The organism is Sphingobacterium spiritivorum ATCC 33861, assembly GCF_000143765.1.
GTDB classification, from domain to species: Bacteria; Bacteroidota; Bacteroidia; order Sphingobacteriales; family Sphingobacteriaceae; genus Sphingobacterium; species Sphingobacterium spiritivorum.
This window is the reverse complement of the sequence record NZ_GL379772.1, coordinates 365,643-392,579: the sequence shown is the minus strand read 5'-3', so window position 1 is coordinate 392,579 and position 26,937 is coordinate 365,643. Positions and strand designations below refer to the sequence as shown.

The 26,937-nt window shown below is 39.4% G+C and carries 20 protein-coding genes and 2 tRNA genes; 13 read left to right on the top strand and 9 right to left on the bottom strand.

Annotation, left to right across the window (positions count from 1 at the left end; genetic code table 11):
* Positions 1-170: 170 nt before the first annotated feature.
* On the top strand, positions 171-1,658 hold the full coding sequence (gene rho, locus HMPREF0766_RS16170) for a transcription termination factor Rho (RefSeq protein ID WP_002999484.1): 1,488 nt from the start codon (positions 171-173) through the stop codon (positions 1,656-1,658).
* Positions 1,659-1,737: 79 nt separating this feature from the next.
* A complete protein-coding gene (locus HMPREF0766_RS16165; RefSeq protein ID WP_236590425.1) occupies positions 1,738-2,427 on the top strand; it encodes a CDP-alcohol phosphatidyltransferase family protein in 690 nt (229 codons plus the stop codon).
* Here the strand turns inward: HMPREF0766_RS16165 and HMPREF0766_RS16160 are convergent.
* On the bottom strand, positions 2,424-2,774 hold the full coding sequence (locus HMPREF0766_RS16160) for an Hpt domain-containing protein (protein ID WP_236590426.1): 351 nt from the start codon (positions 2,772-2,774) through the stop codon (positions 2,424-2,426). The genes HMPREF0766_RS16165 and HMPREF0766_RS16160 overlap by 4 nt on opposite strands.
* A 7-nt stretch (positions 2,775-2,781) precedes the next feature.
* The gene (gene folK / locus HMPREF0766_RS16155) at positions 2,782-3,264 is read right to left on the bottom strand and encodes a 2-amino-4-hydroxy-6-hydroxymethyldihydropteridine diphosphokinase (protein ID WP_002999477.1); all 483 of its coding nucleotides are present in this window, start codon (positions 3,262-3,264) and stop codon (positions 2,782-2,784) included.
* 109 nt (positions 3,265-3,373) lie between these two features.
* Between folK and sppA the strand changes: the two genes are divergently transcribed.
* Together sppA and HMPREF0766_RS16145 are read left to right on the top strand one after the other, a co-directional pair.
* The gene (gene sppA, locus HMPREF0766_RS16150) at positions 3,374-5,143 is read left to right on the top strand and encodes a signal peptide peptidase SppA (RefSeq protein ID WP_002999475.1); all 1,770 of its coding nucleotides are present in this window, start codon (positions 3,374-3,376) and stop codon (positions 5,141-5,143) included.
* Positions 5,144-5,258: 115 nt separating this feature from the next.
* The gene (locus HMPREF0766_RS16145; protein WP_002999473.1) at positions 5,259-6,449 is read left to right on the top strand and encodes a phosphoglycerate kinase; all 1,191 of its coding nucleotides are present in this window, start codon (positions 5,259-5,261) and stop codon (positions 6,447-6,449) included.
* 83 nt (positions 6,450-6,532) lie between these two features.
* Here HMPREF0766_RS16145 and HMPREF0766_RS16140 read toward each other — a convergent pair whose 3' ends face one another.
* Positions 6,533-9,358, bottom strand: a complete 2,826-nt coding sequence (locus HMPREF0766_RS16140; RefSeq protein ID WP_002999471.1) for a BamA/TamA family outer membrane protein — start codon at positions 9,356-9,358, stop codon at positions 6,533-6,535.
* Between the two features lie 757 nt (positions 9,359-10,115).
* On the opposite strand from HMPREF0766_RS16140, the gene mgtE reads away from it, so the two are divergent.
* The 8 genes from mgtE to HMPREF0766_RS16095 all read left to right on the top strand — a co-directional run bounded on the left by mgtE (position 10,116) and on the right by HMPREF0766_RS16095 (position 20,278).
* Positions 10,116-11,495: a magnesium transporter gene (gene mgtE, locus HMPREF0766_RS16135; RefSeq protein ID WP_002999469.1), complete on the top strand. Its 1,380-nt coding sequence runs from the start codon at positions 10,116-10,118 to the stop codon at positions 11,493-11,495.
* Between the two features lie 126 nt (positions 11,496-11,621).
* Positions 11,622-11,695 (top strand) — tRNA-Asn (locus HMPREF0766_RS16130).
* A gap of 636 nt (positions 11,696-12,331) precedes the next feature.
* Positions 12,332-15,508, top strand: a complete 3,177-nt coding sequence (locus HMPREF0766_RS16125) for a SusC/RagA family TonB-linked outer membrane protein (RefSeq protein ID WP_002999467.1) — start codon at positions 12,332-12,334, stop codon at positions 15,506-15,508.
* Between the two features lie 11 nt (positions 15,509-15,519).
* Positions 15,520-17,052 carry a RagB/SusD family nutrient uptake outer membrane protein gene (locus HMPREF0766_RS16120; protein WP_002999466.1) on the top strand — a complete coding sequence of 511 codons (1,533 nt, stop codon included), beginning with the start codon at positions 15,520-15,522 and terminating at the stop codon, positions 17,050-17,052.
* Positions 17,053-17,070: 18 nt separating this feature from the next.
* A complete protein-coding gene (locus HMPREF0766_RS16115; protein WP_002999465.1) occupies positions 17,071-17,769 on the top strand; it encodes a hypothetical protein in 699 nt (232 codons plus the stop codon).
* Between the two features lie 8 nt (positions 17,770-17,777).
* A complete protein-coding gene (locus HMPREF0766_RS16110; RefSeq protein WP_236590427.1) occupies positions 17,778-18,848 on the top strand; it encodes a DUF5007 domain-containing protein in 1,071 nt (356 codons plus the stop codon).
* 376 nt (positions 18,849-19,224) lie between these two features.
* A tRNA-Asn gene (locus HMPREF0766_RS16100) sits at positions 19,225-19,298 on the top strand.
* A gap of 59 nt (positions 19,299-19,357) precedes the next feature.
* Positions 19,358-20,278 carry a PfkB family carbohydrate kinase gene (locus tag HMPREF0766_RS16095; RefSeq protein WP_002999463.1) on the top strand — a complete coding sequence of 307 codons (921 nt, stop codon included), beginning with the start codon at positions 19,358-19,360 and terminating at the stop codon, positions 20,276-20,278.
* A gap of 19 nt (positions 20,279-20,297) precedes the next feature.
* Here HMPREF0766_RS16095 and HMPREF0766_RS16090 read toward each other — a convergent pair whose 3' ends face one another.
* From HMPREF0766_RS16090 to murB, 3 genes are all read right to left on the bottom strand, one after another.
* Positions 20,298-20,546 carry a cytochrome b5 domain-containing protein gene (locus tag HMPREF0766_RS16090; protein ID WP_002999462.1) on the bottom strand — a complete coding sequence of 83 codons (249 nt, stop codon included), beginning with the start codon at positions 20,544-20,546 and terminating at the stop codon, positions 20,298-20,300.
* Positions 20,547-20,591: 45 nt separating this feature from the next.
* Positions 20,592-21,095, bottom strand: coding sequence for an RNA polymerase sigma factor (locus tag HMPREF0766_RS16085; protein WP_002999461.1), 504 nt, complete (start codon positions 21,093-21,095; stop codon positions 20,592-20,594).
* Positions 21,096-21,405: 310 nt separating this feature from the next.
* Positions 21,406-22,461: a UDP-N-acetylmuramate dehydrogenase gene (gene murB, locus HMPREF0766_RS16080; protein ID WP_002999460.1), complete on the bottom strand. Its 1,056-nt coding sequence runs from the start codon at positions 22,459-22,461 to the stop codon at positions 21,406-21,408.
* A gap of 70 nt (positions 22,462-22,531) precedes the next feature.
* Here murB and HMPREF0766_RS16075 point away from each other — a divergent pair, with 70 nt between their 5' ends.
* Positions 22,532-23,137, top strand: coding sequence for a TetR/AcrR family transcriptional regulator (locus HMPREF0766_RS16075; protein ID WP_002999459.1), 606 nt, complete (start codon positions 22,532-22,534; stop codon positions 23,135-23,137).
* A gap of 2 nt (positions 23,138-23,139) precedes the next feature.
* Here HMPREF0766_RS16075 and HMPREF0766_RS16070 read toward each other — a convergent pair whose 3' ends face one another.
* The 3 genes from HMPREF0766_RS16070 to HMPREF0766_RS16060 form a co-directional block, all read right to left on the bottom strand.
* Entirely contained in the window at positions 23,140-24,108 is a 969-nt protein-coding gene (locus HMPREF0766_RS16070; protein WP_002999458.1) for a YpdA family putative bacillithiol disulfide reductase, read from the bottom strand.
* Positions 24,101-26,299 (bottom strand): FUSC family protein, encoded by a 2,199-nt coding sequence (locus HMPREF0766_RS16065; protein WP_002999457.1) that lies wholly within the window; start codon positions 26,297-26,299, stop codon positions 24,101-24,103. The genes HMPREF0766_RS16070 and HMPREF0766_RS16065 overlap by 8 nt, the downstream gene beginning before the upstream one ends.
* A 91-nt stretch (positions 26,300-26,390) precedes the next feature.
* A complete protein-coding gene (locus HMPREF0766_RS16060) occupies positions 26,391-26,804 on the bottom strand; it encodes an organic hydroperoxide resistance protein (RefSeq protein ID WP_002999456.1) in 414 nt (137 codons plus the stop codon).
* Positions 26,805-26,937 lie beyond the last annotated feature (133 nt).

Genomic DNA, 26,937 nt, shown 5'->3' with positions numbered 1-26,937 from the left:
TTCTTTGTGGCGGTTCTCAAAGATTATCCGTTTCTGGCATAAAAGAATTCACTCAGTTCTGGAAGCCAAACATTTTAACACATACAGCATAAGTTGATATTGTTAAAACTAAATGGATAGTTTTCATGTTAAGTAAAAAATCCTATATCTTATAATACATATAAAAATTAATGGATGTTAATGAATTGAATGCAAAGCTCGTTTCCGAATTGCGCGAGATTGCCAAAGCCATTGGTATAGAAGATGCCGATAAATTAAGAAAGCAGGAACTCATTGATAGAATTATCCAGACCGGAGATGACAATAATGCTGAAGCTGCCTCTTCAGAGCCTTCTTCTATTCAAGATGATGCATCTGAACGACCTAGACGCCGTACCCGCACTGTAAAAGCTGAGCCGGTAACTATCCGTAGAAGATCAGATGACGATGTTGAAACTCATGATCATCCTGAGAAAACTACAGAAGCAACAGAAGATATAAAGGTTGCAGCAACTCCTAAAGCTGCTCCTGTAAAAACAGAAGCCGCTGTTGTACCTACAGATTTTGATAATGTTATTGTAAATGAGGGGGTACTTGAAATTATGCCTGACGGATACGGTTTCTTACGCTCCTCTGATTATAACTACCTAACTTCTCCAGACGATATATATGTTTCCCAGTCGCAGATCAAACTTTTTGGTTTGAAAACTGGTGATACTGTCCGGGGTAGTATACGTCCACCTAAAGAGGGTGAAAAGTATTTTCCGTTAGTACGGGTAGAGGCTATCAACGGCCAGAATCCTGCTGAAGTACGGGACCGTGTACCGTTTGATTACCTGACTCCATTGTTTCCGACAGAACGTTTGAACCTGAATATGGGCGCGAATAATTATTCAACCCGTATTATGGATCTGTTTACGCCTATTGGTAAAGGTCAACGCGGACTTATTGTCGCTCAGCCTAAAACAGGTAAAACAAATTTATTGAAAGAAGTGGCAAATGCAATTGCCAAAAATCACCCTGAGGTATACCTTATTATTCTTTTGATTGATGAGCGTCCGGAAGAGGTGACAGATATGGCCAGAAGTGTACGTGCAGAAGTGGTTGCTTCTACATTTGATGAACCTGCTGACCGTCACGTTAAGATTGCAAATATCGTATTGGAAAAAGCAAAACGTATGGTAGAGTGCGGACATGATGTGGTGATCCTCCTGGATTCAATCACTCGTCTGGCGCGTGCTTATAATACTGTAGCTCCTGCATCGGGTAAGATTCTATCCGGTGGTGTGGATGCAAATGCTTTACACAAACCAAAACGTTTCTTCGGTGCTGCCCGTAATATTGAAAACGGTGGTTCATTGACGATTCTGGCAACAGCGCTTACAGAGACAGGTTCTAAAATGGATGAAGTTATCTTTGAAGAATTTAAAGGTACAGGTAACATGGAATTACAGTTGGATCGCAAATTGGCTAACAAACGTGTCTTCCCTGCTATTGACCTTACAGCTTCAAGTACTCGTCGTGACGATCTGTTGTCTGATAAAGATACTTTGCAGCGTGTCTGGGTGTTACGTAATCACCTTGCGGATATGAACTCCAATGAAGCAATGGAATTCTTGCTAGCTCAGATGAGAGGTACGATGTCCAATGAAGAGTTTTTGATCAGTATGAATGGGTAAAACCATTTAAAATGTATAATTTTAAGCCATCTTTGAAGATTATGATCTTTCAGAGATGGCTTTTTTAGTTATTTACTACATGAAAAAATACATTCCGAATACGTTGACCTGCCTGAATCTTTTTAGTGGATGTGTAGGTGTCCTGTTTGCTCTTAAGGGAGAATTTCAATATACCTTTTACTGTGTGTTGTTTTCCGGAATATGTGATTTTTTTGATGGTATGGCTGCAAGAGCTTTGCATGTCAAGTCCACTATCGGCAAAGAGTTAGATTCTCTGGCGGACATGATTAGTTTTGGTTTCTTGCCGGGAGCTGTGATCTACTTTTTATTAAAGGAAATCAATACGGAAATGTCTTTTCTGCCTTATCTGGCATTTGTGATGACGGTATTTTCAGGATTAAGATTGGCAAAATTTAATGTGGATGAGCGTCAGTCTACCGATTTTATTGGTCTTAATACACCAATGAATACCTTTTATATTATTTCTTTGCCTTTTATTGCGCAGATCTATCCGGAGATCATTATGAATAATGTATTCCTTTTGGTTACAGTCGCGGTATCCAGTACATTGTTAGTCTCCGAATTGCGGCTTTTCTCCATGAAATTATCTTCTTTAACCTGGAAAGCTAACCAGTTTAAATATCTGTTTCTGATCCTGAGTATAGTGCTGCTGGGCTTGCTGAAGTTCCTCGCAATCCCTTTTATTCTTTTAGCCTATATTGTATTTTCTATTATTCACTTCCGTACCCTGCAGCAGGATAAAGACTAACGAAGGGAGTTCAGGTAGTGTTGCAATTCCTGATATAAATCCTGTAATTGCTTTTCCAGTATAGCAAATTCATCTTTTATCAGATTTATATCTGCCTGCTCTTTGGCTAAGGATTCTATTGTGATGATCCTGTCTTTTAAGGCAAATGCTCCTATATATTCCATTGTTGGTTTGATATGGTGTGCCTTACTTGCTATTTCATTCAGATTGTTATTTCTTATTGCAGTTCTTAGAGCTTCTTCATCCACCGGGGTCTGAGCCACATAAAGTGTTATAAACTCACGTATAATATCACTGTTGTCCATCATCGTAGACGAGATTAAACTCGGATCAATTAGGTTATACATAATCTATTTATTTAAGGATGTTAACAGATAAAGAGTCTTTGCAGTTTTGAAATAGTACTAAATTAGTTTTATGCAATACAGGGTGTTCAAAATCTGCTGCAATCTCGGCTAAAGGCGCCAGTACAAAGTTTCTTTCCTGAATGTAGGGGTGAGGGATTGTCAGGTTTTCCTGATTTATACAACTGTTGTTGTAGTATAGGATATCGATATCAATCAGGCGTGCACCCCATTTTTCATGACGTACTCTGCCGAGATTGGTTTCGATTTGTTGCGTTTGTTTTAAGAGGTCATCCGGAGAGAGTATAGTCTCCACTTTTATTACCTGATTGATAAAATTCGGCTGATCCTCAAGACCCCATGCTTCACTTTCGTACAGGCCGGATGCCTTTGTCAGCCTGCCGATGTGATGCTCGATCTGTATGCGCGCTTCTGCCAGCTGTTCAAGAGGCTTTCCAAGGTTGGCTCCCAATAGCAGATATGTCTGATTCATTTATAAAACTATATTTTGATTTACTTGTATAATATATTGTATTAAATAATTTATTGATTTACATTTATGACAGCTTACAAAAGTTAATTCAAATTATATACGCACAAACATGAAATCATTTTTAAAATACGTACTGGCGACTATTACCGGTATTGTCATTGCAACGATTATTCTATTTATTGTCATTGCAGGGATAATAGGATCTTTGATCAGCAGCGCATCTACAGATGCTGCTCCGGTTGTTGCCGATAATTCTGTTCTTTATATTACGTTGAATCATGAAATAAAAGAACGGAGTGAAACAAATCCGCTTGAAGGTGTCGACATTCCGGGATTTGGTACTACGAAAACCCTCGGGCTGGACGACATTCTGGAACGTATTCAATCCGCAAAGAGTGACAGCAAAATTAAGGGAATTTATTTGAATATATCCGGTGCAAATACAGGTTTTGCAACTTTACAGGAAATACGTGATGCGCTGATAGATTTTAAAGCCTCGAAGAAATTTATTGTATCCTACAGTGAAGGATATACACAAAAGGCGTATTATCTGGCTTCTGTAGCGGACAAGATTTATTTAAATCCGGAAGGAAGTCTTGATTTTCGGGGGTTAAGTACTTCGATCATGTTTATGAAAGATGCCTTGGATAAGCTGGGAGTAGATATGCAGGTTGTCAAAGTTGGTACATACAAAAGTGCTGTGGAACCTTTTATGTTAAACGGTATGAGTCAGCCCAATCGTCTTCAGGTCGAATCTTATTTAGGAAGTTTGTATACCACATTTCTGGATAATGTATCCGCGAGCCGTAAGGTACCTGTAGACTCTTTACGTGCTATAGCAGACCGGTATGCTGTGCGAGATGCAGAAGATGCCGTCCGTTTGAAACTGGTAGATGCAGTGCTGTATAAAGATGAATTGATAGATGAGGTAAAGAAAAGATTAAATATCAAAGATAAGAAGAAGGATTTTTCAACGGTTTCTATTCTTGATTACCGTGCGAATTCCACTACTTCTGAGGGTGAAGGACGTGTTGCTGTATTGTATGCCGAAGGGGATATCGTATCAGGTGAAGGAGAAAGTGGTCAGATTGCTTCCGATAAGGTTTCACGTGAATTACGTAAACTGCGGGAAGATGACAGGGTTAAGGCAGTGGTTTTTCGTGTGAATTCACCCGGAGGCAGCGCTTTAGCCTCAGATGTGATCTGGAGAGAGGTGGTTCTGACAAAAAAAGTAAAACCAATCATCGTTTCTATGGGTGACTATGCTGCTTCAGGAGGTTATTATATCTCGGCTGCAGCCGATTCAATCTTTGCAGAAAAGAATACAATTACAGGTTCTATAGGTGTATTCGGGCTAATTCCTAATTTTAAAGGATTGCTGAATGATAAACTGGGGATTCATTTTGATGGTGTAAAAACAGGTACATACGCTGATCTGATGTCTTCTCCTGATCGTCCATTAACAGCGGAAGAGCGTAATATTATTCAACTGGAAGTGAATAAAACTTATGGTTCATTTACAAAAAAAGTAGCTGAAGGACGGAAACTGTCAGTAGCTAATGTAGATAGCATCGGACAAGGCAGGGTGTGGACGGGTGAACAGGCCGTTGAGATCGGACTGGTAGATCGTATTGGCAGCATTGGTGACGCGATCCGTTCTGCTGCTAAAATGGCCAAATTAAAGGATTATAAAGTAGTTAAATACCCTTCACTTAAAGATCCGTTTTCTTCTATCCTCTCGACATCTAAAGAGAAGATTAGTGTCTGGTATATGAAAGATCAGCTGGGTGATCAGTATCGATACATTCAGGAACTGAAATCAGTAACCCAACAATCGGGTATTATGGCCAAATTGCCGTATTCGATTGAGGTTCACTAATATTTTGATAAAAAGGGAGTGTATTTTTTTAAGAAACACTCCCTTTTTTATATATTTATTCCCTCAACTTGAATCAAACAGATTCGACGCTCAAAATTTAAGTTTTAAAAATATCATGAAAACGATTGACGATTTGAATTTCTCAGGCAAAAAAGCCTTAATCCGTGTAGATTTTAACGTCCCTTTGGACGATCAATTTAATATTACAGATGATAACCGTATTCAGGGTGCAGCTCCAACGATCAAAAAAATATTAAAAGATGGTGGATCTGTTATCTTAATGTCTCATCTGGGAAGACCAAAAGATGGACCTACAGATAAATATTCCTTAAAACATATTGTTTCCCATCTTTCTAAAGTGTTAGGTGTAGATGTACAGTTTGCTGCGGATTGTATTGGTCAGGAAGCTGTAGATAAAGCTGCTTCTTTGAAGTCAGGTGAAGTTTTATTGCTGGAAAATCTTCGCTTTTATAAAGAAGAGGAAAAAGGTGATGTTGCTTTTGCAGAGAAGTTATCCAAATTGGGCGATGTATATGTAAATGATGCTTTTGGAACTGCACACCGTGCACATGCCTCAACAGCTGTTATTGCTCAATTTTTCCCTGGTAATAAATATTTCGGATATCTGATGGCTGCTGAAGTGCAGAATGCAGAGAAAGTATTAAATCATCCGGAGCGTCCTTTTACAGCTATCATGGGCGGAGCAAAAGTGTCTGATAAGCTGGAATTAATTGAAGCTTTATTAGAAAAGGTTGATAACCTGATTATTGGTGGTGGTATGGCCTATACTTTTGTGAAAGCAAGAGGTGGAGAAATTGGTCAGTCACTGGTGGAACTGGATAAACTGGATCTGGCTAATCATCTGGTGAAAAAAGCAGAAGAAAAAGGTGTCAATCTGGTACTGCCTACAGACAGCCAGATAGCAGACAGATTTGCTAATGATGCTGAAGTGTACGATGGACCAAATGATCAAATCCCTGCTGATAAAATGGGACTGGATATCGGTAAAGAGTCCGGAGAACATTTTGCGGAAATTATCTCTGCTTCTAAAACTATTTTATGGAACGGCCCTATGGGTGTATTTGAAATGGATACTTTCGCTAAAGGAACCAAAGCTGTAGCGGATGCAGTTGTAGCCGCAACAGAAAGAGGTGCATTCTCCCTGATTGGTGGTGGTGATTCGGCTGCTGCGGTATCTAAATTCAAAATGACAGAGCATGTAAGTTATGTGAGTACAGGTGGTGGTGCTTTGCTGGAATATATGGAAGGAAAAGAACTTCCGGGTGTAAAAGCTATTAACGAATAATAAGGTTCTTATAATACAATGTATACTAAAGGCCTGTCTGATGAAGACGGGCCTTTGGTATTATATGGAGAATATAAATGAATTTAATAGGTATATCCAAGACTAAAAGCTGTGACTACCTTTTGTCTTGCTGTAGGATCATTGATATAGGTGAATTTGACTCCGCAATCAAAATCAGGCAGGACATACCGCAGGAAGTTGACATCCGCAGATAGGTTTAATCCGAATGTTTTAGGAGCAACGCTGCTGTTGTGAACATTCTGATAATCTGCGAAAAATCCACCTTTAAACCGTTTGATATAAGCTAATCCGCCAATAGTCCAGTCTGGATAAGCTATCGGGAATCTATAGTTAAATAGTAAGGTGTTTGTGACCCGTGGTGAATTGAAGAATCCGTAACCACTTACTACAGGGATATCCATACTGTATTGATATATATTTGAAGCCTTCTGAGCCCCGAATCTGACTTGAAATCCATGATTGGAGACTAATCCCGGTAAGTAAAAATTGCTTCTGAAAGAAAGCAGAGTGCCACTCACAGCACCTTCGAAAGGAGAATGGCGATAGGTCACACTGAAGTTTTGTCCCCATTTTGGTGCAAGATCCATTCTGCTTTGCATTGCATTTCTGTTGAAATAAGCCTGGTAACTTAGCGGGAACTTTAATTCTCTTCTGAAATTAGGGATATTCTGAAGGCTGGGATTATACCTGTTTTGATAATATGTCGCTATGTTGAACCCGAAGCTGTAGACCTGATTGTGCCGGTATATGGTCCAGGGCAGGCTCATCTGAGCAGTAATCAGGTGCTCCTGCCAGTCAAAGGATACCGAACTGTCTGGCTTATTTATAAAGGATGCCCGGCCAATCTGTCCTTTATTCTCGTATCGGACCGTGAATTTTGGGAAATACTTCTGGTACTGGATCTGTGCAGAATAAATTCCTTTATCCAGATCGGTATCGTACTCGTATCCTAAGCTGATCTTAGTTGTGTTCAGCAAATTGTTGGAAATCCAGAAAATTCCCGGCTTATAGTTGTCAAAACTTGAAAAATCAGTACTGCTGATGGTTAAACTATGGAAGTTGACTGTTCTTTTTATTCCGGTATAGGGTTTAATTTCGAATGCTGTTGTATCATATAGAGCTTCGTGTGCAGGAATTCCGGCCAGTGAAGGTTTGTAATAATGAATAAACCGGTCGGGAGTTTGCCGGATATCTTTTGCCTGTACACTATTCAGTGAAATTTGGGCCAGTTTGTATCCGTCTACTGCATAATCATTGAAGAATAACTGATTGGTTTTGCTGTCTACAAAGGGTGAAAAAGCACCGAACCGTGCATTTGTCAATGCAGAAATTTGTTTGTCGGATCTTGTATATCGGTAGATATTATCTGTCCCGTTATAGTGGGCTTTAAATATAACGTCATTTTGGCTATACACAGGGCGTTCAAGTTGCTGGTTGTCCCAATCTGTCAGTTCGCTCCAGTTATTGTCTTTAAGACTGTATTCTACAAGGCAAGTTCCTTTTTCACTTACTCCGATCATTACAATTTTGTCTCCTGAAGCATCGAACTGAGGTTGTTGGAGGTGAATGTGATGAGGAGAAGCGACTGTTTCCATCACTTGACCAGTCTCACTATCCAGTATTACAAGGGTTGCTTCATTAGTCATATTTACATCTATGCATACAATCTGATCTCCAGAATAGCTTAGCGCAGGTGTATAATAGCGCGTTTTTGTCGTCAGTGTTTTTGTCTTTTTTGTGTTCAGATTGTGAATATTGATGACGTTATAGCTGCGCTTGACATACCTTGCATCTCTTCTGTATTCATCCCAGACAAGCAAATTGCCTTTCAGATCGAAGTAGGGCATTAGCTGAATTCCGAGGTTTAAAATAGTCTTTTGCGAACCGGACAGGGTATCGATCTGTACGATTTGAGAAACATTCTGAGGGGATTGGTAGAGGCTGTAAAGCTGTCCGTTTTGGTCAATCTGAGGAAGCATCCAGTGCTGCGGGTATCTTGATTTCTGAGTTTTTAAATGAGTATAGCTATTCGGTTGAATTTGATTTTCCTGATTTTTCCAGTAGTCTCCAAGCTCTTTTATTGTGCTTTTAAACAGACGGGACCCGGTCATGTTTGTGTGTTTTTTTAGGGCTTTGTTAAAGCTGTAAGGTCGTAGCAAATGATGTCTGATGTCGGTCAGTATCTTTTGCTGAATGTCTTCTCCGAAATCATTTTTCATCTTGGTTGCCATGAAATATCCAATGGTATAATAAGAGGGTACGATGTCCTTAAATGATCCTAATGTATACTTCTCATAGCTGTATTTTTTGCCTTCCAGTATATTTGTCCGTATAGGCATTTCCCATGAAGGGAGCCTTCCGCGGCCACCTTCAGAGAGTACAGTTTCTGTATATACGGCGTCTCCTTCAAAGTACCAGCTCGGCAGATGGAGGCCGTATAAAGCTAAGCCTAATTGTTCGAAAAGAGGAGCCCGGAAAGAGCCTGTCAAATTGTCAAACTGAAGCACGTGCCGGGACTCGTGTAAGGCAAGGTTATCCAGCCATGATTGGTTTGATGCAATACCTGAAGGTGTTGCATACAACTCCGATTTTCGTGGTGCGAGTTGTACATAACCATTCTGGTCAAGTGTGTTTGTCTGGATAATAAATGAAATTTTTCGGGGCTTTCGTTTGAAATCCTGTCCTACGCGATGGATGATTCTGGTTAGCTGATGAGATAGGGTAGAGGCCTGTTTGTGGAATTCATGAGGGAAAATCAACTGGAAATCTTTGGTGTTGATTTGCTCCCATTTTATACCAGGAGGAGCCTGGGTGTCATCAAAAATCTGAGCTGATGATATAAGTGGATATATAATTGATATAATTAATATTAAAAATCTGTTTTTCATTATGTTATGATTAACAAAAGTGGCTAATTTCGAATTTGCTAATATTTTTAGTTTAAATAATGTAATTTATATGCTTTTATTATTTATATTATATAGTTTAATAAACTGAATTTTAATTATTTAAAATAATTTTTAAAACACGTTAAATAATGCATTTTTATATGTATTTATGCTTTTAAAGTTCCTTTTATCTTATAGATTTCAGGATGTGGATACTGTAAAATACAGATTGCTAATGTACATTTTCTTTTGCTAATTTCTAATAGGAATTAAGGATTTGATATTCGATCCTGTACAGGATGTGAAAAATAACAGATGCCTCGTTTTCTTCTCTGCGGCGATGAAGATTATGAATTTATGCTTTTCTGCTGAGTAGGGGTGCAGCCGGGAGATACCTGTAAAAACCTGTGCTGCCTGGTCGCATTAAAGTATATGTGTTTTGATGAGAACTTGTATTCAGAATGGAAGTAGATGGTGCAGATAATGTTGGTTTTATTTTAGTGACATTTTGGCGTTTTTAGTATTTTATAAATAAGCCTTCGCTTCTAAAAATGTAGCAGATAAAGTGAGGGACAACTGTGAAATTTCGATTGATGACCCGTTCTTAAATTCACTCTTTCTTTTCAAAAAATGAGTGTTCAAACAATTATTTTTAGAGATGTTATTTTAGGTTATAATATTCCATCAAAAAAAACGATTTTTGCAGAACTAAAATAATTACCCGAATGTAAAATTCAAAAATAAAGTAAGGCCCGATATGGAGAATTTGGAAATGCAGGTGGAACGCGTAGAGCAACTTTTCGAGTCGCAAAACTTGGAGGAGCTTGCCGAATATTTGAACGAACTGAACATCTCAGATGTTGAAGAGTTAATAGATGAATTGCCCGAACACGCTGCCCTTTTTCTGGAGGTCCTTAGTTTGAATCGCGCAGTAAATGTATTCCGGATTTTAGACTTCCCCACTCAGGAGAGAGTCTTCAAAAAACTTCCCCCTTCGAAAGTTCGTGAAATCTTAAATGAGATGCCCCCGGATGACCGGACTTCGTTTTTCAGTGAGCTGAAAGGTGATGTTGTAAAACAGCTGATCATCATGCTTACTCCGCAAGAGCGGAAAGAGGCACTCTCTTTACTTGGCTATCCTGAAGATAGTGTAGGGCGTCTGATGACACCCGATTACATCACGGTAAAGGAGTACTGGAATATGCCAAGGGTTTTGGATCACATCCGTCGGTATGGTAATGCATCGGAGACTATTGATGTACTGTATGTCATCGATGGAAACGGTAAGCTGATTGATGACCTTCGGATCCGGGATGTTCTCATTGCAAAGGAAGATGCTGTAGTAGGTGATCTGATTGATAACAGATTGATTTCATTAAAGGCGAATGATCCGCAGGAAGAAGCGGTTACTGTGTTCCGTATGAACAATCGTGTGGCGCTCCCTGTTGTCGATGATCAGGATATCATGTTAGGGATTGTGACGATAGATGATATCCTTTGGGTTGCAAACGAAGAATATACAGAAGATATGCAACGCTTCGGAGGAACAGAGGCACTTGATGAGCCTTACCTTGATGTAGCTATCTCTCACCTGGTTAAGAAGCGGGCGGGTTGGCTGGTAATCCTTTTTCTTGGCCAATTACTGACGGCGACAGTTATTGAGCATTTTGAGGCACAATTGGCTACCGTCATTGCATTATTCGCGCTGGTGCCTCTCATTATGTCCAGCGGGGGTAATAGTGGTTCACAGGCTTCGACATTGATTATTCAGGCTATGGCTCTCGGGGAGGTAACATTGTCAGATTGGTGGCGGGTAATGAAAAGAGAGTTTTTGTCCGGATTATTTCTCGGGCTTATTCTCGGGACGTTGGGTTTTATCCGTATCGCTACCTGGCAGAGTTTTTCGCATGCCTACGGTGATCATTGGGCAATCATAGGGGTAGTCGTGAGTCTTTCATTAGTGTGTGTCGTGTTATGGGGTTCTCTTACTGGATCCATGCTTCCGTTTTTACTGAAAAAACTTGGAGCAGATCCGGCAAGCTCTTCAGCACCTTTTGTATCGACATTGGTCGATGTAACCGGCCTTTTGATCTACTTTACATTCGTGACCTTATTGTTGAGCGAAGTCCATCTGTAAAAGATGAAAATTATTTCGCTTGAAAGCGAGGTAGTTGATATGTAAAATGAAAAAATATTTGCACGTTTCAGATAAACTTCCGATACTTGCATCACTTTAAAGGGAAGCCAATAAAGTAACAGTCATTCCTGAATAGCTCAGCTGGTTAGAGCATCTGACTGTTAATCAGAGGGTCGCTGGTTCGAGCCCAGCTTCAGGAGCAAATGGAACAAAGCCTTTCAGTATAAAACTGGAAGGCTTTGTTATTTTATATTGTTCCTCAAGTATTTCTTTGTTTATGTCAAGCGGCCAAATGTATTCACAAATCCTTTTATTGTATGCTTTCCGTTTACAGATATATCCACAGGTAACTGGATAGCTAAGAAGATTTTTTAGTCGTAATATTTAATCTTGTCTTTCTTCCCTCTATACATACGCCTCCCGTTCTGACATTCCGGTACAATCAAAAAAAATCCCGGATTTGAAGAAAGATTCTTATAGCTATAGCTTGTCCTGAAGTAAGAAAGTATTCTGATGGTTTATCTCTTTTACTTATTTCCGTTTTAAAAGATGATGTGTTTGTTGCCATTGTGAAGTTACCCACGCCAGGGAAAACTAAACCGTTTTATTCCAAAATACAAATGTCCCTTTAAATCCGTCATTTTTGTAGGATTTAATTTACATAACATTTAAGTGTTAAAAAATGTGAAAATTACGCAAACGTTTGAGTTTGTAAAGACAAACGTTTGCATAGACAAGCATTAAAAAACGCATGATCTGGACGGTTTCTAAAATGTAGCATTATTACTACCTTGGCCGAAACATGTGGTTTACATGTAGCTAACTAAATCCATATTATGATTATTAAGATTTTCGAACTTTTTAGAAGGTCAGGACCTTTAGTGTTGACTTTGCTATTTTCCTCCTACTTTTATTACAGTGCTGCACAAACAGGCGTTTCCGGTAAGGTAACTTCAGGGACAACACCTTTAGCCGGTGTAACTGTAAATGTAAAGTCTAATCCCAAAACAGCTTCAGGGACTGATATTAATGGTCAATATAGCATTAATGCCGGACCATCTGATGTTCTCGTCTTCAAGTTAATCGGGCATAATTCTGTAGAAGTCTCCGTAAACGGAAGAAGCCGTATCGATGTGGTTATGGAGGAATCTTCTGATGAACTAAGTGAGGTTGTTGTTACAGGATATACGACCATTAATCGTAAAAAAGCTACGGGTTCTATAGCTTCTATTACATCAAAAGATATTGAGAATTTGCCTGCGGCTAGTATTGATATCTTATTGCAAGGAAAGCTTCCGGGGGTCAACGTGCAGAATTTCACTGGTCAACCCGGTGTTAAGACTTCTCTGGTTATACGTGGAAATACCAAAATTTCAAACTCTACAGAAGGTTTTAACACAGATGACCTGTATAGTAATCCGCTGTACGTTATTGATGGGATACCGGTATCTGATGACGAAGTGAAGGCATTTAATACAACCGGAACCAATTATCTGGCGAGTTTAAATCCCAATGATATTGAATCTGTTGACGTTCTGAAAGATGCATCAGCTGCAGCATTATATGGTTCACGGGCTGCAAACGGTGTAATACTTATCAAGACCAAGAGAGGTTCCTCCGGAAAACCACGTCTGAGTGTGAACACTTATCACGGTTATATTTCAACACCAAGTAAAGTGGGTACATTAATTGGTGCAGCAGAAAGACGTAAAAAGCTGGATCTGATTTATCAGTATGCAACTGATGCACAACTGCAAAATGGTTTACCACAGATGTTAACGGACAGCTTAAACCCATCTTTTAACAACAGTAATGATTATCAGGATTTATTTTACCAGTCCGGAAAGGTTCACAATGCGGATATTGCAATTTCGGGTGGAAACGAGAATTTGAATTACCGTGTCAGCGGAGGATATTACGATGAAAAAGGGGTGGTACTTAATACAGGACTGAAACGCTATTCATTTACTTCTAATATTCTATTCAAAATCAATAAGGATCTGGAATTGCTAACCAATTTAAGAGCTTCCACGTCCCGTCGGTTTGATGGAAAGGGAAGTACAGACTTTAGTAAAGTAAATAATTACCGCGATATCTTTACCGTTAGTCCCGTGAATATGCCTTCTTCTTTACTGCAACTAACGCAGAAAGATCTTAACAGTATTCTTAATCCGTATGAATATCAGCGTGATGATAATGTAGATGTGAGTCTCAATGGTGTTGGAGAATTGCGCTATACTTTCCTGAGAGATTTCCGGATCAGTACTCGTAATATCATCAGTTATTCGACTGCCAAAAATGATTTTGCTTCACCTTCTGAAATAAACAGCGATGGTTTAGCTGTTGCGAAGTCAAGTTATTCTCAATACAAAAAATATGTATTGACAAATAACCTGATGTGGAACAGAACATTTGAAGATAAGCATGCATTCAGTGTAAACCTGATTCAGGAATTTGAAACGCGGAGAAATGAATCTATGTTCCTGTTGGGACGCGGTATTCCAAGTGACAATATTCAGGTGGTCAAAGGTGTACAGGGTACTAATCTGCAGGGAAATACTAACTTGTCTACTTATTCCAAACTTTCTTTTTTAGGAGCATTGCATTACGATTATAAGAGCAAGTATCTTTTTGATGCCGTATGGCGTGCAGATGCTTCCTCCCGTTTCGGTAAAAATAATAAATGGGGATATTTCCCTTCATTGGCCGCAGGTTGGTTATTGTCTGAAGAAGAATTTGTGCAGGATCTGGGTTGGGTGAATGAGCTGAAGCTGAGAGCCAGCTGGGGACGTACCGGAGACGAAAGTTCTATTACTGATTATGACCGTTACAATGCATACTTAGCCGGTAATGGACGCTATCCGGGATCAGAAGCTCCTTCTTACGGCGGAGTAGCATCGGTTATTCCAAACTATAATGGGATTACTAATGATGATATCACGTGGCAGGAATCAAATGAATGGAATCTCGGATTGGATGCTTATCTGTTGAATAACCGTATCAACCTGAATGTCGATGTGTACAAACGTGAGACCACAGGACAAATGCTTCGTATTTTGTTTCCGGAATATACAGGTTACGACAATACATTTACGAATGCTGCAGGTGTCAGGAATACCGGGTTAGAAATCAATTTACTTGGAAAGGTCTTTAGCCAGTCCAGTGCTTTTCAGTGGAATCCTTCCATCAATATTTCTATAAACAGAAATATGGTTACCCAGCTTCCTAATGGAAACAGAGATTTGTACTACGGGTCTGCTGTATATGTTGTAGGCATGCCATTAAACATGTATTATGGTTATTTAGTTAATGGAGCTATTTCTTCTCAGCAAGATATCATTACGAATCCATACACGGGTGCTGTAGGTTCTACCAAATGGGGGACTTTGAAACCAGGTTACCCGAATTGGGTAGATGTCAATGGTGATTATAAGATTTCAGACAATATTGGTGAAAATGATATGACCTTCTATGGTAATGCCAATCCAAAAGTAACAGGTGGTCTGACCAACTTTTTCAGCTATAAAGACTTTACGCTTCAGGTGTTGACGACTTTTACATTCGGACGTGATATTATGAACAGGACTTTTGCACAAAGAATGTCAAATGGCTTTTTCTATGGCAACCCTGAGGATTTTGCCAAAGCTTCTGTCGTCGATCTGAATGCTTACGACTTCTGGCAAAGAGAAGGCGATCAGGCGAAATATCCTGCAGCCAATCCATACATGGGCTTATATGTATGGAGAACCGGACAATCTATGTTTATGGAGCCGGGATGGTACATCCGTATCCGTAATATCAGCTTAGCGTATAATTTCAGACCGGCAAATCACGAGTGGATGCAAAGACTTAAGCTGAACTCCTTCAGGTTGTACGGAAATATGGATAATGTTGCTTTATTCCAGAAGTTTTCAGGAATCGATGCAGAGCGTGTGGACGGACAGGGAAATGACTACGGAGACGGGTATCCGATTCCTAAAAAATTCACTTTAGGACTTCAGTTTGACTTTTAATAAATATTGCCATGAAAAGACTTTTAAAATTATATAGCACCAAATATACCATCCTTCCTATGCTTGCAGCAGTAGTATCATTGAGCTCTTGTGAAAAGGATCTGGAGAATAAACTTCGTAATGATACGTATGCAGATACTTATTGGAAGAATGAACGTGAAGCCAACAGCGCTTTAGCCGGTACTTATTCGCTTTTTCGTAAAGCACATGTAACTAATCAGGCATTTTTTATCTGGGGAGATGGCCCGATAGGTATCATGACTTCAAAAGAAAGTACCAACTATACGGGCATCTATACTGGAGGCAATTTTGTTACACCATACCGTGAAGAAGGTGTGCACAACTGGAAAAACTGGTACCGGATCGTAGATGCTTCCAGTGCGGCTATTGAGAATATTCCAAAGATCCCGGATGATCAGTTTGAGCCCGGCCGTAAAAGTTATCTGTTAGGGGAAGCGTATTTTCTACGTGCGCTGGCTTATTTCTATATGACTAGGGTATGGGGAGATCTTCCTTTACAAACAGAGGCTACGACAACGGCGGGACAGGGAGTGTTAAAAGGGCGTACTTCTACTGAGGAAATCCTCAAGTTTATAATGACTGATGCCCAAAAAGCCTCTTCTTTGTTAACCTGGGAAGGTATAAATACCGAAGGCAGGAGAAGAGCGAGTAAGGCTGCTGCTCTGGCATTGCTGGCGCATACTACTGCATGGGAAAATGATTATGCAAAGACAATTCTTTATACCGATTCAATTATCAACCGTGCGGATTATTTTGCGTTGCAAGGCCGCGATGCTATTCGCGATGTATTTAAAGATGCCACAGCACGTGAAAATATTTTTGTCATTACCAATAAAGATGCAGAAAATGAATCCAGTGCTTTTAGTCAGGCATTAGGAACGGATAATAATAACAGTTGCTCGGTAGGTTTCCTGACAGTCAGTTCTGATATCATCCGGAATATGCCATATGCTGTGCCTACCTATTTTGGGGAAACACCAAAACTGGATTTACTTTATGAAGTAGTGGCCAATCCTAACGATATCCGCAGAACTCAGTTTTTCAGATCTACCAATACACCAGATGTCAACTCCCTGATGAAGTATTCAGATGTTGTTTATAAAAATCCGGCATCAAGTTCTGATCCGAGAACGGAAAGTAATATGGTTATCTTCCGACTGGCGGATATGATTCTGTTAAAAGCGGAGGCACTGGAAGCAACAAGCAGACCGGGAGAGGCTTTGATCGAGATGAATAAAGTCCGGGCACGTGCCGGTGCAAATCCTGTCTCCTCTACAATAAATCTGAAACGTACTATCCTGCAGGAAAGACAGCGGGAGTTGGTAGGTGAGGGGCAAAATTACTTTGATATTGTCCGCAATATCCGCATATCAGGGAATTATACCTTGGTGAGTCTGCTCACTTCATGGTCAATGGACAGAACACGGTTTGAACAAAAAGGCTATCTTTTCCCGATTCACAACAACAATATTAATACAAACAGACTGATTACACAGAATCCATATTGGATGGGTCGCTACTAAACGCTAAATAAAGAACTCATGAAAACGAATATTATCCTCATATTATGTACCATTGGTCTATTTGCGGTATCTTGTAAGAAAGATCCGGTAATTGACGGAGGCATACATCAGGCTAAGGTCAATATGACGACCTATGACTTTTTGAAATCGCATTCCCGGAATATGTTTGATACCACTATTCTGATTATAGATAAAGCAGGGCTTAAAGACCTTGTGAATAGCCGTGGTACTTTCTTTGTGCCTAACGATTATTCTATTGCTAACTTTCTGGCGCTGAAACAGGCTGAAGTACGCAAGAAAGATGAACGTCTCAACTATACGTTAGATTCCCTGTTTAAATACTTTACACCACAAATGTTAAAAGATTCTATAGGTCTGTATTTTATTCCCGAAAGACAGGTTAACTGGCCGGATTTGGCACAGACCTGGAGTGAATATAAGACTTCGGTGTCTAATCTTACCTTATGGGTCAACGTGGAAAGTCTGGATGGATACAACGGAAGCGGTATATTCTCTGAAAAACCTAAGGTAGTCTACCTGAATAAAGTAGTAGGTGAAAAAGACCTTCTTGTCAATGGCCGATATGAAGATCCGACTAAAGATCCTAAAAAGCTGGATTTGCGTTCAGTCTGTCAGACGTCAGGTATAGAAACAACTACAGGAATTGTGCATGTGCTTGCGAATACACATATCTGGACTTTTAAGACAATTAACTAATGACAACCATGAAATCAACAATAAAATTATGGACTATGGTCGCTACAATTGCGGCAGTAGGCTTTGGAAGCTGTAAAAAGGTCGAAACTGGATATCTGAGTGACAACATTCGCTATGCTTCCAATCCGGTTACAGTAGAACAGGGTGTGTTTGTTATTACACAGGGTATAATTCCGGATGCTTCTACACCGCCATTTAAAATTACACTGCTGGATATCCGGAATAAAGAAACAGGAAAACGTGAAGAAGCTTTTTACAAAGATTATAATGTCACAGTATGGAAGCAGCCTTACAATCCTAAAACGGATACAACATTAGCCTTAATTACTGCCAAGCAGGGAATTGAGAAAAAGGCAGCTTTTTCTGTTCTTGAAAAAAGCGGACAATTTCTCTTTACTCAGGCTACGGATAGCATCCCTGCAGGGGATTATCTGGTCGATATCAGGGTTGAAAATCCGAGAGGCGTGAAAACGTACGAAGGTGTTACAACTATACGCATTAAGCCCGTTCAGCAGTATACCTATGAAAATGTTCCTTACTTCCTGGCATTACCTGCTAACAGTGAGACCGCGATTCGTTTTCCATACGATGATCAGTGGTTCAATCCGGATAAAGGACAATCTGCTTCTATGACACTGAAGATTACCCGTGTGGCTGATGGTCCTAACCAGATTGTATTGAAAGTGGTGGATAAAAATGGGAAAGTATTCCCGGGTAAAGCATTGGAACGCAGACCAAGTGGTAACAGCTATTTAAATACATTATCGACTTTTGCCTATAAGACAACTGTAACGGATACGGCTGTGCTTTACGATTATGCGCAGGCCAGATTCCCTGATGTGTACTGGGATACGCAGACCAATGGTATAAACTGTTACTACAGGATTTACGAAAAATGGCTGGCATCCGTGGATAAGGTGGACCCGGCTTCCTGGAACCCGCCAAATTCGGTGGATTATCTAACATATACCGATCAACCGGTCAAAATCAATATTCGATTCAACACCAAAATTTATAAGCCCGGTAAATACATTTATGAAATGAAACTTCGGGCTACTCTGAAAGAGGGTGCAAAATAATTACTAGTAGTATTACTATATACAAGGCCGTGACTGTTCAGTCACGGCCTTTTTCGTAGCAGATATTTGCTGTCTGATTGGATTTAGTCATTAGGGGAGTTTTATCCCGACTGATCAAAATACCATTTAAGATGGTTGATAATGTCAGAAATAAAGGATTTGTAAGCTGGTCTGCAGTCTTCAAAAACTGACTCTGTATGCATTGAAGGCATTATATAGATGTTTAACAGCAGTTATTTTCAAATAATAACTTTGAAAATCAGGGAAATACCGCTTTGTTTCACTAATTCCACGTGAAATATTTGTAAATTTGTAGAAAAGCCGTATTTTTGTATCGCTTTGAAAAACAAAGATAATTTGTTTGAGAAGATGAAATTCCTGAATAGCTCAGCAGGTTAGAGCATCTGACTGTTAATCAGAGGGTCGCTGGTTCGAGCCCAGCTTCAGGAGCAAGAATAGAAACCGGCTATAAGGCCGGTTTTTTTGTTTTGGAATATTAAACAGCAACTATGAGTTTAGTAATTATTGGTACTGTTGCGTATGATGCAATAGAAACTCCATTTGGAAAAACAGACAAAATTGTAGGTGGTGCAGCTACTTTCGCAGGTATGGCTGCATCTTATTTGTACGACCATGTGAAATTGATCTCTGTTATCGGAGAAGATTTTGGAGATACAAACCTGAATCTTTTAAAAGATAAAGGTATCGATACAGAAGGAATTCAGATCATCAAAGGAGGGAAGTCTTTCTTCTGGTCCGGCAAATACCATAATGATATGAACAGCAGAGATACATTGGCTACGGAGCTGAATGTGTTGGCTGATTTTGATCCTATTGTTCCTGAAAAGTATCAGGATTGTGAATACCTGTTATTAGGAAATCTTACTCCACAGGTTCAGCTGACTACCCTTGAACGTCTAAATCACACTCCAAAACTGGTTGTACTTGATACCATGAATTTCTGGATGGATGTGGCTCTTGACGATCTCAAAGCTGTACTGAAGAAAGTCGATGTGCTGACGATCAATGATGAGGAAGCCCGTCAGTTGTCCGGAGAATATGCATTGGTGAAGGCTGCGGAAGTAATCCTGAATATGGGGCCTAAATACCTAATCATTAAGAAAGGTGAGCACGGAGCCTTACTCTTCGGAGAAAATCAGGTGTTCTATGCTCCTGCATTACCGTTGGCAGAAGTTTTTGATCCGACAGGAGCAGGAGATACATTCGCCGGTGGATTTGTAGGGTATCTGGCGAAAGTAAATACAGTAAACTTTAATAATATGAAAAATGCAATCATTTATGGATCTGCATTAGCTTCATTCTGTGTGGAACGATTCGGTACGGAGCGTTTGCAAAATCTGACTCAGGAGGATATCAGCAAACGTATTCAACAGTTTATAGCATTGTCAAAATTTGAGATAAGCGAATAATAGCTTATCTCAAATTTTTTTATAGTTCCAGCTTCCCAATAACCGGAAATCTTTTAAATACCTCATCTGTATGTGGCGCATCAGCAAGCTCAGCTGTCAGATCCTGACCTGCCCAATGCTCATAGTGCTGTCCTTTACGCCACAGGCGACTGGTTGATACATCATATATCAATCCATTATAAGCTACCCATATTTCTGGTCGATCCTGCCCGTTTCTTAAGGCAAGCCGCGATTTTGTAAAAAAAGGAAGGTTATTGTCTTCGATCATTTTACAAAAGTAATAAACTTCATAGGCGTTTCCAGCAGATTGTGACTACTTGTAGGCAGTCAGCGTTTTTTTCATTGCTTTACGTGCAACATGGATCCGTGTTTTGACAGTACCTATCGGTATGTTCAAATGGTCGGAAATCTCATGATACTTATACCCTTCAAAATACATGCTGAAAGGGATATAATATTCGTCAGAGAGATTGGTCAATGCTTTATTGATGTCTTCCATAATGAATTTGTTTTCACCGTCATTGTGGGTAGCAGATACGAACAGGTTCGCACTGGTAATTTCTTCTTCTTTGGTAATAAAAGAATTGGTCTTTACAATACGTCTGTAGTTATTGATAAACGTATTTTTCATGATGGTGTATAACCAGCCTTTAAGATTAGTTCCTTCTTTGAAATTTCCAAAGTAGGTGACAGCTTTTAATAAGGTGTCCTGTACTAAATCGTTGGCGTCATCTTGGTCTCTCGTGAAATTTTTAGCGTAGAGTTTGAGAGAACTCGCTTGTTGGATAACCATTGAGTTAAATTCGAATTTAGTCATACTAGATCTGTTTTTTTAGTTTATACACAGTAGTGTATAAAAGTTAACACTATGATATTCAGATACTCTATTATATATGCACTCTTCTATTTATTTTTCCGGAAATTTTAAACCAGAGCTACGGTTTCAAGTCTAATGGTGCAAATACTATGCTAAAAAGTAAAGATATTGAGATTCAATAAGGAGGTAGCTAAGATTCTACTGGGAGTTAATATGAAAGAATAGAGCCTTAAGGTGGGATGAGGCTCTATTCTGGATTTTTTTATTTACTTTATGAGGGTGTAATTTAACTTAAAAATAATATTGAATTTTATAAAATGTTTACTTCGCGCTCCAGTCTGATGCCGAATTTTTGATACACATCGTTCAAAATTGTGGACGATAGGTTATAGATTTCTTCACCCGAAGCGTTATCTGCATTGATCAGTACCAAAGCCTGATTATGCCATACACCCGCGCGACCCAGTTTTTTTCCTTTCCAGCCACATTGTTCTATCAGCCAGCCGGCAGCCAGCTTTACGTGTTCCTCATCTACATTATAATATACAATCTCTGGAAAGTCAACAATCAATCTGTCCAATATGTTTTTGGAAATGATAGGATTTTTAAAAAAACTACCCGCATTGCCTACTGTACTGGGGTCAGGAAGTTTTTCGACACGTATATAGGATACTACTTCTGCAATATCTTTTATGGTAGGGTTGCTGATCTGTCTGTTGCTGAGTTCTTTTTCAATAGCTCCATACGAAGTATTGAGCGGAGCATCCAGATTTAGTTTATAGGTAACTTCGACGATAATATACCGGTTTTTATGTTTGGATTTAAATACACTGTCTCTGTAAGAGAATTCGCAGTCCTCTTTTGCAAAGGTTACAAACTGTCCTGTCCTTGTATCAAAAGCTACACAACTGTAGAAGATATGCATCAACTCAGATCCGTATGCACCGATATTCTGTACAGGAGATGCGCCTACAGTTCCGGGGATTAGCGCCATATTTTCCAGTCCCGGAAAATTGTTGGATACGCAGTGCCATACCAGGTCATTCCATATTTCGCCTCCCTGGGCTGTTACAAAGACAAAATTTTGCTGAATGGTATTGTGAATGCCTTTCAGTGCTATTTTGATCAAAAGTCCTTCATAGTCTTTGGTGAAAAGCATATTGCTGCCTCCGCCCAGGATCAGGAAATTATCATTGAAATACCCCTCATTGTATATTTGCAGTAGTTGTTGTCTGTTTTCTATTTGTACAAAACGCCTGGCTAAAACGTCTACTCCAAAAGTATTATATGATTTCAGTGAGATATCAGACTGTATGAGGTTATTCATTTTTTTGACTCTTGTTTTCAAATGTTCAAAAAAAAACATTAATTTTATCAATGATTTAAGGGGATAAAGATAGTACATAGCATTTACTTAGAAGAATTAAAAAGAAGAAATGGCAAACGCAGATTTGAAAAGAACGAAAATTTTAGAGGCGGCAACGAGGAGATTTGCGCATTTTGGAATGGCTAAAACAACCATGGCAGAAATTGCTAAGGATTTGTCATTCTCTAAGGCATTACTATACTATTATTTCCCGGACAAAAACAGTTTGTATTCCGCTGTATTTGAATATGTGATGGATGAAATGATGACCGAAATAGGTGATTATATCAGTAAATCGGATAATTACGAAGATGCTATGATGTTTACGCTGGATAAGCGAATTGAGCTGATTAATAAATACTATAGCTTGTTTGAGCAGTCCACGGCTTTGGTGAAAGAGATGCCTGCTGAAATTGAAAAAGTAATTAAAGAATGTTTTGAGAAAGAGGCTACTCTTCTTGGTAAAGTATTGCAGATAGGTATTAATAAAGGCCAGCTTGAAGTGGATGATCTGGAGGATACTGCTAAACTGTTACTTTACTCTCTGTTCGGTATGCGCATCGGTATTATGAAGGATATGAAATGTCTGATCTTCCCGACCAAGGAAGAGTTTGATTTTATATTGACGCTGCAAAAGAAAATGGTGAAGATATTCCTCAACGGTTTGAGAAAGTAAGCCTACCTGCCGGATGTAATATGATTGATAATTTGAGTAGCATGAACCCTTGAATTCTCAATAAACCACAGGTGCGTATTTAATCCTCCGCAGACTACGCCTGCAAGATATATTCCCTTCATATTCGTTTCCATGGTTTCTTCGTTATGCTCAGGAATCATAGGAGATTCTTCCGGCACATTTATTCCGATTTTTTTCAGAAAGCCAAAGTCAGGCCTGTACCCTATAAGTGCCAGTACAAAGTCATTCTTGATAGTAATCAGCCCCTGAGGAGTGGAGACTTCGGCAGCTTCTTCGGAGATGCTGTGGATATGACTGTTGTATAAGACATCAATCTCTTTAAAAGCTATGCGGTTTTCAATGTCCGGGCGTACCCAATATTTTACTCTTGGACTGACTTCATGGCCACGAATGACCAGTGTTACCTTAGCTCCTTTTCTGTAAGTCTCCAACGCGGCATCTATAGATGAGTTACTGGCTCCGACAACAATGACATGCTGACCTGCATAGTAATGGGGGTCATTATAATAATGCCTGACTTTTGGCAAATCTTCGCCAGGGACATTCAATAACATCGGAATATCATAAAATCCTGTTGCGACAATGATATGCTTTGCGCGATAGGTAGCCTTATTCGTCGATACGATATAGGTACTGCTTTCTGCCGGATCAACGGTTAAAACCTCTTCAAAAAGATGTGTGTTTAATTCAAATTTCTGACAGATGCGTCTGTAGTATTCTAATGCTTCCGCCCGCTTAGGTTTTGGATTTGTCGTTACAAATGGTGTCTCACCAATTTCAAGACGTTCGGCTGAAGAAAAAAATGTCATATTCACAGGATAGTTATACAGCGAATTGACCAGGCATCCTTTTTCTACAATGATATACGATAGATTTGCTGCTTTTGCTTCGATTCCACAGGCCAATCCTATGGGGCCTGCTCCGATAATTAAAATATCTAAATCAACCATTTTGTACTGCTTCCTGCTGAAGATCGAGTTTTGCTTTCTCTTCAACGTCTATTATTTGAATTACTGATTTTTGTAAATCTGAGCAAATCTTATTCAAAAACTGTAATTGTTCTGTAATTAATTTAGATTCTTCAGATATTGCACCCTCTTCTTCTTCTTTTGGAACATTGTATTTGACCGGATAGAAAGTATCTGTATCCGATTCATCCGTGAGCAGTACTATTACATTTTCCAGAGAACTTAATGCTTTTTTCACAAGTTTGAGGTGTTCATTGTTCAGCTCCGATGCATCAGCTTCCCACACTCTTCTGGTTAAAGTGGCAGAGTAAGAGGATAGGATATGATTAAAGATTACAAACCTGTTCACTTCTTTGGTGTTCTTCTGTTTCCTTTTGGGCTCAGTCAGCATACGTTGAAAAGTTGACCCCATATTGGCTGTTGCAATATACACTTGCTTACGGGCCAGCTTGTATTCCGTAATAGTAGGTTTCTGCCCCGAAATAATGGCAATAATCTGTGAGATATAATTGTAATTGGCAATAATCAGTTTCCGCATATTACCACGGACCTGCGTGCTTTCCCAATTCGGAAAAATAACATAACTGGAAACAAAGGCCAGCATCCCACCCAGAAAAGTATCAATTATTCTGTTTTGAGCCATTTCCATCGTATTCATGCCGTTGAAACTAAGCATGATTAATACATATGGAGTCATAAACATGACCGCAATAATGTAATTGACACGGAATAAGCTGTAAGCTGTCAGGAAGAAAAAGACAAGCAGTACAAAGCGTGTCGTATCATCCTTTATAGTGATCAATATAATCGTTCCGATAATTCCCCCGACAACAGTTCCGATGAGACGTTGTACATTTCTTTCTTTGGTCAGTCCGAATCCGGGTTTGAGAATGACCATAATAGTCAGCATGACCCAATAACTGTTGAATTGTCCGAAGCCCAGCATATGGGTCAGTACATATCCGAATGTCATGACAATAGACATGCGTAGGGCATGTCTGAAAATTGTGGATTTAAGGGTAAGGTTTTCTTCAAACTGACGAAAATCCAGATTAACCTTATTTACAAACTTGTCCGCATCTTCAATGTCCGAATTTGTAATTTCTTTGGGAATAGCGTATCCGAAGCTGTATATGCGTTCCAGATGCGATACGATATTCTTTATATTGATGACGACCTTTTTGAGTGCAATGGTGTTATATTGATACTCTTTTTCTATTTTATCAATGGACTCCATCAGGTGGTCCACATCGGTTCGGAAATTGTAAAGTGGTTTGGGAATCTTGTTTGCATTGAGTTGGTAAGCAAGATGATCCAATTCGTTTGTCACTTTCAGAATAGTGAATTTGAATTCATTCAGTATTCCTGTATGGCCGAATTTTTCACTGACAGCATTGTAATCGTAGTGTGTAGCCATACTTTGTTCAAACAGATCGACGATATCCGAAAATACCAGTGTGAGATATCTGCCTGTTTTGGTGGTGTCTTTTATGGAGCGCTTACTCTGAAATAAATGATCCCGCACATTTTCCTGATGTTCATGTACAAGAATCTGCTGTTCGATCAATTTGAGATAATTACTGTCATTATCGATTTTTACGTCGTAAAAATTCGCTTTAATACGAATATAGTCCGCTACTTTACGAATCGTTTCCGAAAGCTCCTGCTGTGCCAGTCTGTAAGGTCTCACCTGGGTCAGGGAGAGGCTGATGATGATGTACCATAATGCCCCGATAATGAAATAAAGGAGATGAAAGGCAAAATCTGTAAACGACTCAGAGACATCGATATGGATGAGCAACATCAGTATACCCATAGAGCCTATATTTGCCGCCCTTGAGTTAAAAACGGCAAGCATAGCATAGAGAAAACACAATGAAGCAATCACAATGGTCGTGAGGATCAGCGATCCGGCAGACAGGTAAGTGACAATATACGTAAAGACCGTAATGCCCAGACATGCAAACATCCCGAATCTGCGGTGTGCAGGAGCTCCCGGCGTATCTGATAATCCGACAAGTAAAGCTCCCAGGGAAATAAGTGTTCCGGTACGGAAATCACCCAGTGCCGCACACACAAAAATAGGGACTATACAGCCAATGGTAATCCGTACGCCATCTGCAAAGTATTGACCGTTAAAGAAGTTTGTAATTTCCTGAATTATTTTCTTCATAATCTATGCAACGCAAAGATACAGATAGATTTAGGATAAGTGTTGAAAAAGATAGCAAAAAAGACTGCTGAACAGTCTTTTTTGTAAAGAGTTATATAGCTTTTATGCTGACTTCGATATTCCCTTTTGTAGCTTTTGAATAGGGACACACTTTATGCGCTTTATCTGCCAGTTTCTGAGCTTCTTCAATGGATAGGGAAGGCACATGTATTTCTAATTCGGCTGACAGAAAGAAAGAATGATCTTCTTCATTAAAGGAAGCTTTTACCGTCACTGTAGCATCTTTCAGATTCACATGATCTTTTTCTCCTACAGCGCCCATTGCTCCTAAGAAGCAGGAACTCCAGGCTGCAGCAAATAGTTGCTCAGGATTAGTTGCTCCGCCTTTTCCACCCATTGCTTCGGGTTTGTGCACCTCAAAATCAATTATTCCGTCCGAGGACTTTACAGCACCGTCTCTTCCTCCTGTAGCGGTGACTTCTGCAGTATATAGTTTATTGCTCATGGTAGTGTGTTATTTGTTTTTCAATAATATAATAACACTAAAGTCGGTATAATGTTGTTGTTAAAATTTTAAAATTTTGAAGTTTTGTATTTAAAATTTACATTATAAAGGATATTTGAGTATAAATTTTATA